Here is a 14,581-nt window from a genome sequence, read left to right as displayed (position 1 = left end):
CCTTGCGCCGGTCCGCTTCGGACCGGCCGGAATTCGCCGCTTGGAACCAACCCGCCGGCAGAAGGGCGATGCAACGAGATGCGCTCGGCATCCCCGCGTTCGCCTTTCGTCTCCGCATGAGCGGGCCGCCCGACGGGCGTTTCCAGGAGTTCGAACCGAGCGCAGGACCGGTTGGTTTCAAGAACGGGTGCGGCGAATCGCCTTTCTCGGCCGGAGCTTCGAGCCACTCGCGTCCCGCCGCGCCCTCAAACCCGTTCCGAAGACGAAATCCGCGGCGAAGCCGCGGCCCCGACGGCCGCTCTGGTCTCACATTCTCGGGGCGCGGCCGATGACGGCGCAAGGGGCTTGGACATGGGGAAGAGCGGACGGGCGGCCGGGTGGAGAGCCCGCCGAAGGGCTCAGACGTTGTGCGAGAAGGCCGTCTTCTGCGGGTCCATCGAAAACAGCAGCTTCAGCCGCGCCGACAGCGCCTTCAGGATGTGCTCGGAGGCCGCGGCCTCGGCCTTGGCCGGCTGGCGCGCGACGATCGCCTCGACGATGGCGCGGTGTTCGTCCCGAGCCTCGGGGGCGCGGTCGGGCAGGGCGAATGTCGTCTCCGGCAGCAGCGCCAGGGAATCGTTGAGATCCTCCAGCATCTTCAGAAGGTAGCGGTTGTGCGCGGCCTCGTAGATCGCTTCGTGGAAGAGCCGGTTGGCGCGGGCGAGCGTCGCCGCCTCGCCGCTGCTTTCGGCCTCGAAGAGCTCGGCCATGTGCCGCAGCCCGAAGATCTCCGTCGCCGACGCGTTCTCGGCGGCAAAGCCCGCCGCGGCCGCCTCGAGTTTGGCGCGCATCGCATAGAGCTCGATCACCTGGGGGCGGTTGAGCTGGGCGATCGACAGGCCGCCGGCCGAGGCTTCGAGAAGCCCGCGGGCCTGCAGCCGGGCGAACGCCTCGCGCACCGGAGTGCGGCTGACGTCGAGCATCGCGGCGACTTCCTCCTCGCGGATGCGCACCCCGCGCTTGAACTCGCCGTTGCGGATCCGCTCGACCAGCGCGTGATAGACCTGCGCTCCGCGCGCGCCCGGGCGTCGCCCGGAAGACGGCTCGTTTTCGTTGCTCATCGTGCCCCGTCGCCCACGCTGCCCATCCGAGGTTCCTAGCACCCGCTGGCGTGACCGGACAATCCGATCCTGCATGCGACTGTATACCTCTCTGGACGCCTCCCGGGTATTGGAGGTGCCGGCTGCCCCGCCTGGGGGCGTCCGGTACCAGAGCCTGCGGAGCCCGGGTTGCGCCTCCTGCGCTGGCCGGCGGCGCGACCGTCGGCGGAGAGACTAGCACCCGGAGCGACGAGCAACCGGAGGGACGCGCCATCGCCGCAGGTGGCCGGCGCTGCCACAAGCTTCGGAAATGGCGGGCCTCGACCGTGGGCGGGCCGCATCGGTGTCGGCAACTCCCTGTGAAAGCTCCCCGGCATCGACGAACCGCACGCCCGTCCAGCCATGCTTGACGTCATTGTATCCGACTGTATACAAAGCGCTGAACGAAGCTTGGCGCGCAGCCGGAGCCTGCGCCGACCACAGCGGCGCAGGGCGTGACGCGGGCCGATGCGCCGTGGCGCGCCGGCTGCGGGCAGGCATGTGCGAGACGTGGAAACGAGGACGGTGCATGGGCACGTCGGACAGGGACGACATCGCAGAGACCTTCGACGTCGTGGTGGTCGGCGGCGGCAACGCCGCCCTCTGCGCGGCGATGGAGGCGGCCGAGGCGGGGCGGAGCGTCGTCCTGCTGGAGGGTGCGCCGAAGTTCTATCGCGGCGGCAACTCCCGCCACACGCGGAACTTCCGCTGCATGCATCGCGGCGCCCTCGGCCCGCTGATCGACGACTATCTGGAGGACGAGTTCTTCGACGATCTCCTCAAGGTGACGAAGGGCGAGACCGACGAAGGCCTGGCGCGACTCGTCATCCGCAACTCCGAGCAATGCCTGCCCTGGATGCAGGCCCACGGCGTTCGCTTCCAGAAATCCCTGTCCGGAACGCTGTCTCTGGAGCGGACCAACGCCTTCTTTCTCGGCGGCGGCAAGGCGCTGGTGAATGCCTATTACGCCACCGCGGAAGATCTCGGCGTGACCATCCGCTACGAGGCGCAGGTGCGCCATGTCGGCCTGGAAGGGCGGCGGTTTACCCATGTCGACGTCGACATCGCCGGCCAGAGATTCCGGATCAAGGGATCGACGGTGGTGCTCGCGGCTGGCGGCTTCCAGTCCGACATCGAATGGCTGGCACGGGCCTGGGGGCCCTCGGCCCGCAACTTCCTGATCCGGGGAACCCCCTATAATCGCGGCGTCGTCCTGAAGGACATGCTCGACCAGGGGGCGGTGAGTGTCGGCGATCCGACCCAGTGCCACGCCGTTGCCATCGACGGGCGCGCCCCGAAATTCGATGGCGGCATCGTCACCCGGCTCGACTGCGTGCCGTTCTCCGTCGTCGTCAACAAGCATGGCGACCGCTTCTACGACGAGGGCGAAGACGTCTGGCCGAAGCGCTACGCGATCTGGGGCCGCCTCGTGGCGGCGCAGCCGGATCAGGTCGCCTATGTCATCATCGACAGCCGGTCCCTGCCGCTGTTCATGCCGTCGGTCTATCCGCCGGTCGCGGCCGAGACGATCGAGCAGCTGGCGAAAAAGCTCGAACTCGACCCGGACAAGGTCGCGCGGACCGTCAGGGAGTTCAACGACAGCTGCCGGGATGGCGATTTCCGCCCGCAGCAGCTGGACGGGCTCGCCACCGAGGGGCTCGATCCGCCGAAGACCAACTGGGCGCGGCCGATCGTCGAGCCGCCCTTCTACGGCTATTCGCTGAGGCCGGGCGTCACCTTCACCTATCTCGGCCTGAAGGTGGACGGCGAGGCCCGCGCCACCGGCGCCGACGGTCCTTACGAGAATGTCTGGGCCGCCGGGGAGATGATCGCCGGTTCGATCCTCGGACAGGGCTATCTCGCCGGCTTTGGAATGACCATCGGCACCGTCTTCGGTCGGCTGGCTGGCAAGGGGGCTGCGGCACATGACGCTTGAGGCAATTGACGGGCGCGGCGACGACGCGCGGGGCCGGGCCGAAGCGGCGGACATGCCGCTGGCCGAGCCGGCCTTCGACATCTTCGCGGAAGCCCGCAGGCAGGTGGAGATCTGCAATGCCTGCCGCTATTGCGAGGGCTATTGCCAGGTCTTTCCCGCCATCACCCGCCAGACGGCCTTTGCCAGCGGCGACCTGACCCAGCTTGCCAATCTCTGCCACAACTGTCGCGGCTGCTACTATGCCTGCCAGTATACGGCGCCCCACGAATTCGCCCTCAACCTTCCGGGTGTCCTTTCCGACATCCGCAGCGATTCCTGGTCCCGCTTCGCCTGGCCGACCGGCTTTGCGGGCCTGTTCCAGCGGAGCGGAGCCGGCATCGCCCTGGCGCTGGTCGTCGCGCTGGCCCTGCTCTTCGCCGCCATCGCGGCGCTGCCCGGAGAAGGCGCAGGCTTCTACGCCTGGCTCGGCCACAATGCGATGGTGGCGATCTTCGCGCCGGCCTTCCTGTTTCCGATTGCTGCCCTCGCGATCGGCATCAGGCGCTACTGGCGCGAGGTCGGCGGCAAGCCCGTCGTCTGGCGCGATCTGGCCGACGCCGGCGCCGCGGTGGCGCAGCTGCGCAATCTTTCCGGCGGGCAGGGGCAGGGCTGCAATTTCGAGGAGGAGGAGCGCTACAGCGACCAGCGCCGCTGGCTGCATCAGGCGGTGATGTACGGCTTCCTGCTCTGCTTCCTCTCCACCTGTTCGGCGACGCTCTACCACTACCTATTCGACTGGTCGGCGCCCTATCCCTGGTGGACACTGCCGAAGCTCCTCGGCGTTCCCGGCGGCATTCTCCTCGTCGTCGGCACGGCCGGCCTCGGCTGGCTGAAGACCCGCGCCGACCCCGCCCTCGGCTCGCCGGCGAACTGGAACGGCGAAATGGCCTTCATCCTGCTTCTCGGGCTGACGGGCCTCACGGGCCTCGTCCTCTACGCGGTGACGGGGACGGCGGCAGTGGGCTCAATCCTGGCGCTGCATCTCGGCTGCGTGCTGGCGCTGTTTCTCCTCACGCCCTATTCGAAGATGGCCCATGGCTTCTATAGGATGGCCGCGCTGGTCCGCGATGCCCAGGTGAAGTCCGGCCGGGTGCCGGCGAGCAGCGGCCAGGCGCGCCGGTAAAACCGGCCGATCCCGCCCGCTATGGTCGGCAGGGCGATCACTGCCGATTGCAGTTCCGACGGTCTGCCGGGAATGGACCGAGGCGATCGGACCGGCAGCCGCTGACGCAGCGTCGCCGGTCCGATTGAAGCCAGTGGTCTCCTCCCCGGATCGCTTGCCGAGCCGGCGCTGCGGCCTGAACGTGCGATGCTCCCCTGTCTCCCCAGCAGAGCTTTCCCGTCGCTGGTGGCGCTATTTCAGGTCAGCCTTCAGCTTCGTGACCTCGTCGGCCGACATTTCGCCGGTGGTCGTGACCTTGCCGTCCGTGATCTTCCAGAGCCGGAACGGGCCGGTGATGTCGCCATACTGGTCGAAATTCACCGGGCCGATGACGCCCTCGTAGCGGATCGGCTTGCCGTCCTTGATCAGCTGCAGCGCCTTCTTGAACTCTTCCGGCCCGGCGTGGATCGTCTCGCCCTTCGGATCGACCACCTGCGGAATCGCCGCCTTGATCGCCTCCGGCTCGGCCTTGCCGGCCTTGGCGATGGCAAGGCCGACGATCGCCCCGGCGTCGTAGGACCGGTCGGCGGCCGGCGCGTCCGGTTCGATACCGCCGGAAAATTCCTTGTAGTGGCCGTTGAAATATTCCGTCGAGGCCGTGGGATTGGTCCCGGAGGAGGTGCCGTAGGCATTTTCCAGATATTTCGCGCCGACCGCCTCGATGAAGTCCGACGAATTCATGCCGTCGTTGAGGAGAAAGGTCGCCGGCCCGCCCTGGCTGATCCAGGCCCGGGCGATGGTCGCGCCGTCCACCGGATAGCTGACGAGATAGAGCCCGTCCGGATCGCCCTCCATGGCTGCCGTCGCCTCGGAGGTGTAGCTCGCCTGCTTCTCGTTATACGGCGTCACCGAGGTGATGGTGCCGCCCAGCGCTTTGTAGGCCTTTTCGAATTCGCGCATCATGTTGACGCCGAAGTCGTTGTTGACGTGGATGACCGCCAGCTTGGTCAGCCCCTGGTCGATGGCGTATTTCGCCGCCGCCGTGCCCTGCAGCGCGTCCGAGGTGATGGTGCGGAAGAACACGCCGTTGGTCTTGCCCTCGCGGGCGAGGTCGGTGAGCGTCGGCGAGGAGGAGGCGGGCGAGACCTGCGGCACGCCGGCCGGCGCCGTCACCGAGGTGAGGATCGGGATCGAGACCGACGAGATGATGCCGCCGATGATCACCGGCACCTTCTTGACGTTGACGAGCTGGGTCGCCTGATCGACCGCGACATTGCCCTGGCTCTGGCTGTCACGGGTGTCGCTGACGAGATCGCAGCCGCCGACGCCGCCGGCCTCGTTGATGTCGCGGAACGCCATGTCGACCGACTTGGCACCGGCCTGACCGTATTGCCCCGCAGGGCCGGTCAGTTCCATCACCATGCCGACCGTCACCGAGCAGTCGGCCGCCAAGGCCGGCGTGCCGGCGGTGAAAAGGGCCGCGCCGATGGCGGTCGAAAGGAGCAGCGATTTCGTCATCATCAATGCGTTCCTATGGGTTCGGCCGGGCGGGTTCGCCGGCGGTCTGGGGTGAGGGGATCATGGTTTCCTGAAGGTGCCGCCATTGGACGCCGCCAGGGGTGTGCGGGGAGGCGATGAAGAGAGCGGTGGAGAGCCGCCGGCTCGAAAAGCCGCGCGACGACTGGCGCTCGACATAGGAGACCAGCGCGGCGTCGGCGCTTTCCCAGACGATGGCCTCGTTCTCGATGTGGATCGAAAAGCCCGTTCCGGTTTCCTCATCGTGGCGTCTTTCGAGAAATCTGCGCAGATCCCCACAGGTGACGAGGCTGCCGTCGGGCGCGACCCGGAGAAACTCGTCCGAAAAGGCCTGAAGCCGCGCGTCGAGCGCGGCGGGATCGGTGCGGCCGGCGAACCAGTCTTCGAAGAAGGCGTGACAGAGCCTCACCTCTTCGAGGGCGAGAATGCCGAGGGTCGCCGCACCGCTGCTCATGCGACCTTCGAATTCAGGCTGTAGAGCATGATCGAGCCGTGCGGCCCGTCGCGGTCACGCTCGAGTTCGTAGACGTCGCCGGCCGGCACTCCCATCCTGCCGCGGACACCTTCGATCGCCGCCCGGTCGGCTTCGCTGAGCGCGAGGTCTGCAATGGCGAGGTTTGCCGCGAGATGGCTGCGATTGCGGGCGCCGACGATCACGGCGGCGACCTGCGGCCTGTCGAGAACCCAGCGGCTTGCCACCGTGGCGATGTCCGTCTGGTGCCGGTCGGCGACGCTGCGCAGCGTCGCCAGAAGCTCCTGGAAGACGGACCAGCCGCCGGCCTCGTCGATCATCAGCTTGTATTTCACCAGCGAGCGGTTCTCGAGCGGCGCCTCGGGTTCCGGCTGGCCGAGCCATCTGTCGCTGAGAAAGCCGCCGGCGACGGTTCCGTAGCAGAGGAGCTTGACCCCGTTCTGCCGGCAGGCCGCCACCATGGCGCGCTCCGGCCGCGCGTCGAGCAGGGAGTACTGCACCTGCATCGACGCCAGCGGCACGCCCGCCTCGATCATCGCCGCGACATGAGCGGTGTCGAAATTCGTGCCGCCGAGATTGCGGATCTTGCCGGCCTGACGCAGCTCGGCAAGCCAGCCGGCGGTCTCCAGCCAGCCTTCGATCCCGTAATCCCACCAATGAAACTGCACGAGATCGAGCCGCTCGGTCCGCAGCCGCCGCAGCGAGGTGTCGATCGCCGCTTCGACCGAGCGCCGGGTCATCTGGCCGAGGCTGCCGAGGTCTGGCACGAACTTGGTGTGGACACGGATGGCGTCGAGCGCCGCGCGGCCGCGCTCGACGCCATAGGTCTCGCGAAATTCGCCGATGATCTCTTCGACGCCGGTATAGATGTCGGCGCAGTCGAAGGTGACGATCCCGGCATCGGCGAAGGCGGCGAGGTCGGCGACGCTTTCGGCCCGGTCGATCGGGCCGTGGCCGCCGGCGAGCTGCCAGTTGCCGCGAATGACGCGGGAGATGCGGTGGTCGGGAGAGAGTTCGGCGTATTCCATCAATCGTCCTTGGCGCCGGTCAGGGGAACGGCGGTCGTCGCGGCATGGCTGAAGCGCCTCGGGGCGAGGCGCGTGATGCGAAAGCGGGTCGGGCAGTTGGGGTCCGGGCAGGCGACCTCGGCGTCGGTGGACATCCAGTCGTTCGGATGGGTGGGGCGCTGCTTGGCCGGCAGCAGCGGCAGGAGAGCGGCGAGCGAATAGATCGAGAAGCCCTGGCCGTCCGGGAGATGTAGCATCTCGCCGTGCAGCTCGAAGCTGTCGCCGGGCTTCGCGCTGCAATAGATCTCCTGTCCCGGCGGGCTGACCACCTCGACCTTGAGGTCGTAGAGTTCGAAGCTGTCGTCCGGCGTCTCGCTCATGCCGATGGCTCCCGCCCCGATTCCCCCGCTGCGTCGAGTCGCATGCGCAGAAGGTCGAGGGCGCGGTCGATGTCCTGCTTCAGCGCAGCAGTCGCCGCCTTCCCGTCGCCCCGGCGCAGCGCCTCGATGATCGCCCAGTGGTGATGCGTCGCCGACAGCCCATCCGAGCCGTCATAGATGCTGGCGGAGGCGCGGATGAAGGGGCCGCTCTGCAGCCACAGGCTCTCGATGATCGGAATCAGCACCTTCGATCCGGCGGCGCGGTAGATCGCGAAGTGGAAGGCGTGGTTGTAGGCGGCGCGGCGGCCATGATCGTCGGGGCGGGTCATCGCCGTGTCATAGTCCCGGGTGATCGCCGCCAGCGCCTCGATCTCGGCGCCGGTCAGCCGCGGGACGGCGAGCCGCACCGCTTCGCCTTCCACCAGGATGCGCGCCCTGGCGACGTCGTCGAGCCGCTCGCGCGTCAGGAGCGGAACCCTGACCGACCGGTTCGGCAGCGCCTCCAGCGCCTGTTCGGCGACCAGCCGGCCGAGGGCCTCGCGGACCGGCATGGTGCTGGTCTCGAGGCGGGCGGCGAGATCCTGGATCCGCATCATCTCGCCGGCCTCGAACTGGCCTTCGATCAGCGAACCGCGCAGGAGGTCGTAGACCCGCTGCTGCATCGTGCGGCGCTCGACCGGCGCAAGAGCCGACAGGGAACTGGCGGCAGGCCCGGCACGCTCGGCAGTGCGTTCGGCAGTACCTGCCGGCCGCATGGCCCATGCGCCGTTGTCGTGAACGCCTCCCGCTGCGCCTGCCATCGCTCCTCGCATCGCCCTGGCGCGGAGGGTGGTCCGCCGCTTGCCAAGAAAAGGCTAGTCCCATAGCGTGCAGCTGTAAAGTTTGATCAAAGATCAAGCAGATTCGGGATGTTTCGAGGGGCGCATGGCGGGTGCAAGGCCGCGGCACGATGCGATGCGGCGGCGGTGAGCGCGGCCGCCAAGGAGCCGAAAGCGCGCGCCGAGGCCTCCGCGCCGGCGCTCGACGTCCGTGACGTGTCGATCGCCTTCGGCGGAATGAAGGCCGTCGACGCCATGTCGCTCGTGGTCGAAGCTGGCGAACTCCTCGGTCTGATCGGCCCGAACGGTGCCGGCAAGTCCACCCTCTTCAATCTGGTCGCTGGCGTGCTGAGGCCCGACGCCGGCACGGTCCGCCTCGCCGGCCATGACGTCGGCAGGGAGGACGCCTCGCGCCGCATCGGCCGCGGTCTCGCCCGGACGTTTCAGATCCCGCGGCCCTTCGGCGGCATGAGCGTGCTGGAAAACATGCTGGTCGCGCCGGGCGGGCAGGTGGGCGAGGGACTTCTTGCCAACTTCCTGCGCTCGCGGGAAGTGGCGCGGCAGGAGCGGCAGGCGGTCGAAAGGGCGCGCGAACTTCTCGAATTCCTGCAGCTTTCCAAGCTCGCCGGTGAGGACGCCCGCATCCTGTCGGGCGGACAGCGCAAGCTTCTCGAACTCGGCCGGGCGCTGATGTCCGAGCCGCAGGTGCTCCTCCTTGACGAGCCGGCCGCGGGGGTCAATCCGGCGCTGCTCGACTTCATCATCGAGCGCATCGCCGAGATCAACCGCAGCGGCATCACCGTCCTCCTGATCGAGCACAATATGGAGATGGTCGCCCGGCTCTGTCCGCGCGTCATGGTGATGGCGGCCGGCCGAAGACTCGCGGAAGGGCGCACCGAGGAAATCACCCGCGATCCGCGGGTGGTCGAGGCCTATCTCGGCGGAGCGCCGGCATGAGCGCCGCCGCCGTTCCCTCTCCGGCGCTCGCCGTCGCCGGCCTCGTCGCGGGCTACGAGCGCGACCTGCCGATCGTCAAGGGGGTCGATCTCGTGGTCGGTGCCGGCGAGTTCCTGGCCATTCTCGGGCCGAACGGCGCCGGCAAGTCCACCCTCGCCAAGGCGATTGCGGGCCTCGTCTCGATCCATTCTGGCGAGCTTGCCCTCGGCACCCGCGACATCGCCGGTCTGCCCGCCCATGAACTCGTCCGCTCGGGCCTTGCCTTCGTGCCGCAGACCGAGAACATCTTTGCGACCCTCACCATCCAGGAAAACTTGCAGCTCTGTGCCGACGTCCTGCCGGCGGCGCGTCGCGGCGAAAGGATCGAGGCGGCCTACGCGATGTTTCCGGATCTTGGCGCCCGCCGCACCATCGCCGCGGGGGCGCTTTCGGGCGGCCAGCGCCAGATGCTGGCGACGGCCCGGGCGCTGCTCGTCGAGCCAAGCGTCATGATCCTCGACGAACCTTCCGCCGGTCTCTCGCCCAAGCTCGTCGGCGAGGTGTTCGAGACGCTTCTACGGATCAACGAACAGGGCGTGACGGTGATCCTGGTCGAGCAGAACGTGCGCGCCGCGCTCGCCGTCACCCGTTCGGCTCTCGTCCTCTGCGACGGGCGGGTGGTCCATCGCGGACCGGCCGCCGGTCTTGCCGACGACCCGCGGCTCGGCGAGATGTTCCTCGGCCGGTACGAAGGGCAGGCGGCATGAGCCCGCAGGCGATCGTCGACGGGCTGGTCGCGGGGTCGATGATCGGGCTCGGCGCCATCGGCGTGACGCTCACCTATTCGATCCTGCGCTTTGCCAATTTCGCCCATGGCGAGTTCATCGCCTGGGGGGCGTATTTCGCCCTGGCGCTGGTCTCGGTGCTGGGCATTGGCATGGAGCCGCTCGGGCCATTCTCCTTCGGCTGGCTCCTGCCGCTTGCCGCGATCGTCGCGGCCGTCCTTGCCGGCGGCCTTGCCATTCTCCTCGACAGGCTGCTGTTCTCCTCCTTCCGGGCGCGCGGTTCGGCGACCATCATCATGGTGATCGCGAGCTTCGGCGCCTCGATGGCGCTGCGCGCTCTCCTGGAATTCGTCTTCACCTCCAAGCCGGTCTATTTCACCCGCGAACTGCAGATCGCGGTGCGTTTCGGCGGCGGCCTGCGGGCGACGCCGGATCAGATCCTGATGCTGGCGACGACCGTCGTCCTCGTCGTCGCCATCCATCTGCTGCTCACCCGCACGGCGATCGGCCGGCAGATGCGGGCAGTCAGCGAGAACCCGGTGCTCGCCCGGGTCGCCGGTGTCGATGTCGGCAAGGTCGTGCGCACCGTCTGGTTCCTCGGCGGCGCCCTGGCGGCGGCGGCGGGCGTGATGGCCGGACTGCTCGTCCAGATCCGCCCCTATATGGGCTTCGACCTCCTGCTGCCCCTGTTCGCCGCGGCGATCCTCGGCGGCATCGGCTCGGTGCCGGGCGCCATTCTCGGCGGCATCGTCGTCGGCCTCTGCGAAGCGCTGGCGGTGCAGACGATCGGTGCCGAATGGCGCGCGGCGGCGGCCTTCGCCGTGCTCACCGCGGTGCTGGTGCTGCGTCCGCAGGGCCTCTTCGGGAAAGCGCGGCGATGATCGATCTTCTCGGATATGGCGCGTTCTTCCTGACCATCGCCTTATCCTATGCCATCATCTGTCTCGGTCTCAACGTCCAGTGGGGCCAGGCGGGCCTCTTCAATGTCGGCGTTGCCGGCTTCGTCGCCATCGGCGCCTATGTCTCCGGCCTGCTGACGACACCGGCCCTCGCCGGCCGCGTCGGCGGTTTTTCCCTGCCGATCCCGATCGGGTGGGCCGCGGCGATGGTCGCCGGGGCGGTGCTGTCCTATGCGCTCGGCTGGCTGACCATCCGCCTTCGTTCGGACTATCTGGCCATCACCACCTTCGGATTCGCGGTCACGGCGCAGCTCGCGGCACTCAATCTCGAGAGGCTGACCGGCGGCCCGTTCGGGATGAGCTTCATCCCGCGGCCGTTCTCGGCTTTCGCAGCCGATCCGCTGCGCTTCGGCCTGTTCAATCTCGGCCTCGTCGCGCTTGTGCTTCTTGCGATGTTCCTGGCCGTCGAGCGGCTGAGCAGTTCGCCCTTCGGCCGGGTGCTGCGGGCGATCCGCGAGGACGAGACGGCGGCGGTCTCGCTTGGCAAGGATGCGAAACACTTCCGGCTCAAGGCCTTCGCCCTCGGCGGCGCGCTGATGGCTCTCGGCGGCGCCGTCCAGGCCCATTTCATCGGCTTCATTGCGCCCGACAACTACCTGCCGCTCCTGACGTTTCAGGTCTGGACGATGCTGATCGTCGGCGGCTCCGGCAACAATCTCGGCGCGGTGGTCGGGGCGGTGGTCGTCTGGGCGCTCTGGGCGGTCTCGGCCTCGGCCATCGGCGCGCTCGTGCCGGCCGACCAGCAGGCCCGCGGCGCCTCCCTGCAGATCGTGCTGATCGGCGTCGCCCTCTGTGTCATCCTGCTCCTTCGCCCGCGTGGCCTGATCGGCGAGCGGCGGACGATTTCGCGTTTCGCCGACGGCCGGGGCGATACGCGCTGGCGGCGCCTCAGACGACCGGACCGATGACACCGCGCCGGGCGGAGCCCGGCTTCACCCGATACGCTTCACCCGATACAAGGAGACCGCCAGATGGCCGAGCGCCCCGAACGATTCCAGCTGACGCCGGAGCTCGCCATCAGCCGCGTTCTCACCGGCCTGTGGCAGATCGCCGACATGGAAAAGGACGGCCGCGTCCTCGACCTCGACGCTGCGGCGGACGCCCTCGGCGCCTATGCCGATGCCGGCTTCGATACCTTCGACATGGCCGATCACTATGGCAGCGCAGAGCTCGTCACCGGCCGTCTTCTGGCGAGGCACCCCGGGGCGGCGCGGCCGCTCGCCTTCACCAAATGGTGCCCGGCGCCCGGGCCGATGACGCCGCAGGCGGTGCGGGCGGGCGTTGAGGAGCGGCTCGACCGCCTGGGCGTCGAAAAGGTCGACCTCCTGCAGTTCCACTGGTGGAGCTTCGAGCATCCCGGCTGGCTCGATGCCCTGCACGAATTCGAGGCGCTGCGGCGGGAGGGCCGGATCGGGGCGATCGGCCTTACCAATTTCGACGCGGCGCATCTCGCCGTCGCAGTCGCCGACGGCGTCAAGGTCGTCTCGAACCAGGTCTCGTTCTCGCTGGTCGACCGCCGCGCCGCCGAAGCCCTCTCGGAAGTCTGCGCCCGGACCGGCGTGCGGCTTCTCGCCTATGGCACCTTGTGCGGCGGCTTCCTCTCCGAGCGCTGGCTGGGCAAGCCCGAGCCAGGCGCCGTCGGCGACTGGAGCTCGATGAAGTACAAGCGCTTCATCGATGCCGCCGGCGGCTGGGACGTGCTGCAGGCGATCCTTGGCGCCGCCGCGAAAATCGGGCGCCGCCACGGCGTCTCCATCGCCAATGTGGCGACCCGCTGGGTGCTCGATCACGCCGCCGTCGCCGGCGTCATCATCGGGGCGCGGCTCGGCGAAAGCGAGCACCGGGCGGACAATCTGAAGCTCTTCGATTTCACCCTCGATGAAGCGGACAGGGCGCTGCTCGCCGACGCACTTCGGACATCGACGCCGATCCCCGGCGATTGCGGCGACGAATACCGCAGGCCGCCCTTTCTCACGGCGTCCGGCGATCTCAGCCACCATCTCGGCGACATCCCGCTGCCTTACGGTGCCGAGCCCGTGCCGGGCCGCCCCGGGCGCAGCCGGGTCTCTTCGAAGAGCATCTGGGAGCCGATCGCCGGCTACAGCCGCGCCATCCGCGAGGGCGACCGCATCTTCGTTTCGGGCACCACCGCCACCCACGGCACCGACCGCATCGTCGCGCCGAGCGATGCCGGGGCGCAGGCGACCTATGCGCTCGACAAGATCGCCGCGAGCCTGAAGGCCCTCGGCGCCAGCCTCGAGGATGTGGTGCGAACCCGGGTCTATCTTTCCCGCATCGAGGACTGGGAAGCGGTCTCGCGAGCCCATGGGCGCGTCTTCGGCGAGATCCGGCCCGCCAACACCCTGCTGGCGGCCGGCGCGCTGGTTGGCGACTACGCGGTCGAGATCGAAGCCGAGGCGATCGTGGCACCCTGATGGGACCACGCCGGCCTGGCATCGCCATTCCGGCGCTTCAGTCCGCCCGATGGGCCCTCAGCAGGAGATCGCGAAAGCACCGGGCCGGCGCGCTGAGGGGACGGCTGCGCTCGTAATTGAGATAGAACGTTGTCGCGTAGCGCATGTCGGTCGCGTCCTCGACCTCGACCAGTTTCCACCGCGCCTGCATGACCTCGGCAAAATGCGTCGGCAGGTAGCCGACATAGCGGCCGCCGGCGATCAGCATGCCGACGGCTTCCAGTCCGGAGGCCTTGGCCTTGTGCTGCAGCCCGAGGCGCGGCCAGAGCATCTCCGTCTGGGCGTTGCCGTCGCGCATGACGAGGCCGATGCCGAGGCGGTCGAGATCGGCGAGCCTGACCGGGCCGTCGGCATGGTTGCGGCTGGCATAGAGGCAGAACTCCTCATCGAAGAGGTCGTGCCGGACGAAGTCCGCGTCGAAAGGCGCGGCGCCGTTGATGCAGAGGTGGACGTGGCGGTGCTGCAGCTCCAGCACCAGTTCGGCCGGGGGCCGTACGATCATCGTCGGCCGCACGGCAGGCGCCGTCCGCTGGAAATCGGCGAGCGCCTCGACCAGCCGGCACTTCGGATTGGTCAGGATGTTGTCGGCAATGCCGATGACCAGGTCGCCGGTCATGACGTTGCGGGCCATGTTCAGGTCGTCGCGCACCGCGTCAAGCGTGTCGCAGGCCGAGATCGCCGCCCGCAGCACCGTCTCGCCCATCTGCGTCAGCTCGAAGCCCGACGGCCCGCGCAGGCACAGCGTATCGCCGATCCGCTCCTCCAGAGCCTTGATGTTGCGGCTGATCGTCGAACGCTCCAGATGCAGCCGCGCCTCGGCGGCTGTCAGGCCGCCGCATTCGGCGACGACGCGGAAAATTCGCATCAGCCTGAGGTCGTTTTCCGTGAGACTGGCGATCGGTCTCGAGGTGGGAGCGTTCATGTTGCACAACATACATGCATGCTTGCAAAGTTTGCAATTGATGCGGCGCAGCATGGCTCGCTAGCTTGCGATATCGAAACCCGCAAGTGAGGCCGGG

At 68.4% G+C, this 14,581-nt stretch carries 14 protein-coding genes; 7 read left to right on the top strand and 7 right to left on the bottom strand.

What is annotated here, in order from left to right; translation table 11 throughout:
• Window positions 1-398: 398 nt before the first annotated feature.
• Window positions 399-1,100: a GntR family transcriptional regulator gene (locus E3C22_RS11990; RefSeq protein ID WP_134762253.1), complete on the bottom strand. Its 702-nt coding sequence runs from the start codon at window positions 1,098-1,100 to the stop codon at window positions 399-401.
• Window positions 1,101-1,647: 547 nt separating this feature from the next.
• On the opposite strand from E3C22_RS11990, the gene tcuA reads away from it, so the two are divergent.
• Window positions 1,648-3,054, top strand: coding sequence for an FAD-dependent tricarballylate dehydrogenase TcuA (tcuA, locus tag E3C22_RS11985; protein WP_206026944.1), 1,407 nt, complete (start codon window positions 1,648-1,650; stop codon window positions 3,052-3,054).
• Window positions 3,044-4,216: a tricarballylate utilization 4Fe-4S protein TcuB gene (gene tcuB / locus E3C22_RS11980; protein ID WP_245514947.1), complete on the top strand. Its 1,173-nt coding sequence runs from the start codon at window positions 3,044-3,046 to the stop codon at window positions 4,214-4,216. The genes tcuA and tcuB overlap by 11 nt, the downstream gene beginning before the upstream one ends.
• A 231-nt stretch (window positions 4,217-4,447) precedes the next feature.
• On the opposite strand, the gene E3C22_RS11975 is transcribed toward tcuB, so the two are convergent.
• The 5 genes from E3C22_RS11975 to E3C22_RS11955 are packed head-to-tail and all read right to left on the bottom strand — an operon-like array spanning window position 4,448 to window position 8,390.
• Complete coding sequence (locus tag E3C22_RS11975) at window positions 4,448-5,713, bottom strand: ABC transporter substrate-binding protein (protein WP_134762482.1); 1,266 nt, start codon at window positions 5,711-5,713, stop codon at window positions 4,448-4,450.
• A 13-nt stretch (window positions 5,714-5,726) separates the two neighbouring features.
• A complete protein-coding gene (locus E3C22_RS11970; protein ID WP_134762252.1) occupies window positions 5,727-6,185 on the bottom strand; it encodes a hypothetical protein in 459 nt (152 codons plus the stop codon).
• Window positions 6,182-7,231, bottom strand: coding sequence for an aldo/keto reductase (locus E3C22_RS11965; RefSeq protein ID WP_134762251.1), 1,050 nt, complete (start codon window positions 7,229-7,231; stop codon window positions 6,182-6,184). The genes E3C22_RS11970 and E3C22_RS11965 overlap by 4 nt, the downstream gene beginning before the upstream one ends.
• Window positions 7,231-7,590, bottom strand: a complete 360-nt coding sequence (locus tag E3C22_RS11960; protein ID WP_134762250.1) for a TIGR04076 family protein — start codon at window positions 7,588-7,590, stop codon at window positions 7,231-7,233. Before E3C22_RS11960 ends, E3C22_RS11965 begins: the two co-directional genes overlap by 1 nt.
• Window positions 7,587-8,390 carry a GntR family transcriptional regulator gene (locus E3C22_RS11955; protein ID WP_245514945.1) on the bottom strand — a complete coding sequence of 268 codons (804 nt, stop codon included), beginning with the start codon at window positions 8,388-8,390 and terminating at the stop codon, window positions 7,587-7,589. The genes E3C22_RS11960 and E3C22_RS11955 overlap by 4 nt, the downstream gene beginning before the upstream one ends.
• Before the next feature lie 165 nt (window positions 8,391-8,555).
• On the opposite strand from E3C22_RS11955, the gene E3C22_RS11950 reads away from it, so the two are divergent.
• The 5 genes from E3C22_RS11950 (at window position 8,556) to E3C22_RS11930 (ending at window position 13,523) form a co-directional block, all read left to right on the top strand.
• Complete coding sequence (locus E3C22_RS11950; protein WP_245514943.1) at window positions 8,556-9,365, top strand: ABC transporter ATP-binding protein; 810 nt, start codon at window positions 8,556-8,558, stop codon at window positions 9,363-9,365.
• On the top strand, window positions 9,362-10,111 hold the full coding sequence (locus tag E3C22_RS11945) for an ABC transporter ATP-binding protein (RefSeq protein ID WP_134762248.1): 750 nt from the start codon (window positions 9,362-9,364) through the stop codon (window positions 10,109-10,111). The genes E3C22_RS11950 and E3C22_RS11945 overlap by 4 nt, the downstream gene beginning before the upstream one ends.
• Window positions 10,108-11,010 (top strand): branched-chain amino acid ABC transporter permease, encoded by a 903-nt coding sequence (locus tag E3C22_RS11940; RefSeq protein WP_134762247.1) that lies wholly within the window; start codon window positions 10,108-10,110, stop codon window positions 11,008-11,010. Before E3C22_RS11945 ends, E3C22_RS11940 begins: the two co-directional genes overlap by 4 nt.
• The gene (locus E3C22_RS11935; RefSeq protein ID WP_134762246.1) at window positions 11,007-11,996 is read left to right on the top strand and encodes a branched-chain amino acid ABC transporter permease; all 990 of its coding nucleotides are present in this window, start codon (window positions 11,007-11,009) and stop codon (window positions 11,994-11,996) included. The genes E3C22_RS11940 and E3C22_RS11935 overlap by 4 nt, the downstream gene beginning before the upstream one ends.
• A gap of 63 nt (window positions 11,997-12,059) precedes the next feature.
• Complete coding sequence (locus E3C22_RS11930) at window positions 12,060-13,523, top strand: aldo/keto reductase (protein ID WP_134762245.1); 1,464 nt, start codon at window positions 12,060-12,062, stop codon at window positions 13,521-13,523.
• A gap of 37 nt (window positions 13,524-13,560) precedes the next feature.
• Here the strand turns inward: E3C22_RS11930 and E3C22_RS11925 are convergent, their stop codons facing one another.
• Entirely contained in the window at window positions 13,561-14,427 is an 867-nt protein-coding gene (locus E3C22_RS11925; protein ID WP_167591742.1) for a LysR family transcriptional regulator, read from the bottom strand.
• Window positions 14,428-14,581 lie beyond the last annotated feature (154 nt).

Origin of the sequence: Jiella endophytica (assembly GCF_004519335.1) — a bacterium.
GTDB lineage: Bacteria > Pseudomonadota > Alphaproteobacteria > Rhizobiales > Rhizobiaceae > Jiella > Jiella endophytica.
This window is presented reverse-complemented; position numbering and strand designations above follow the sequence as displayed.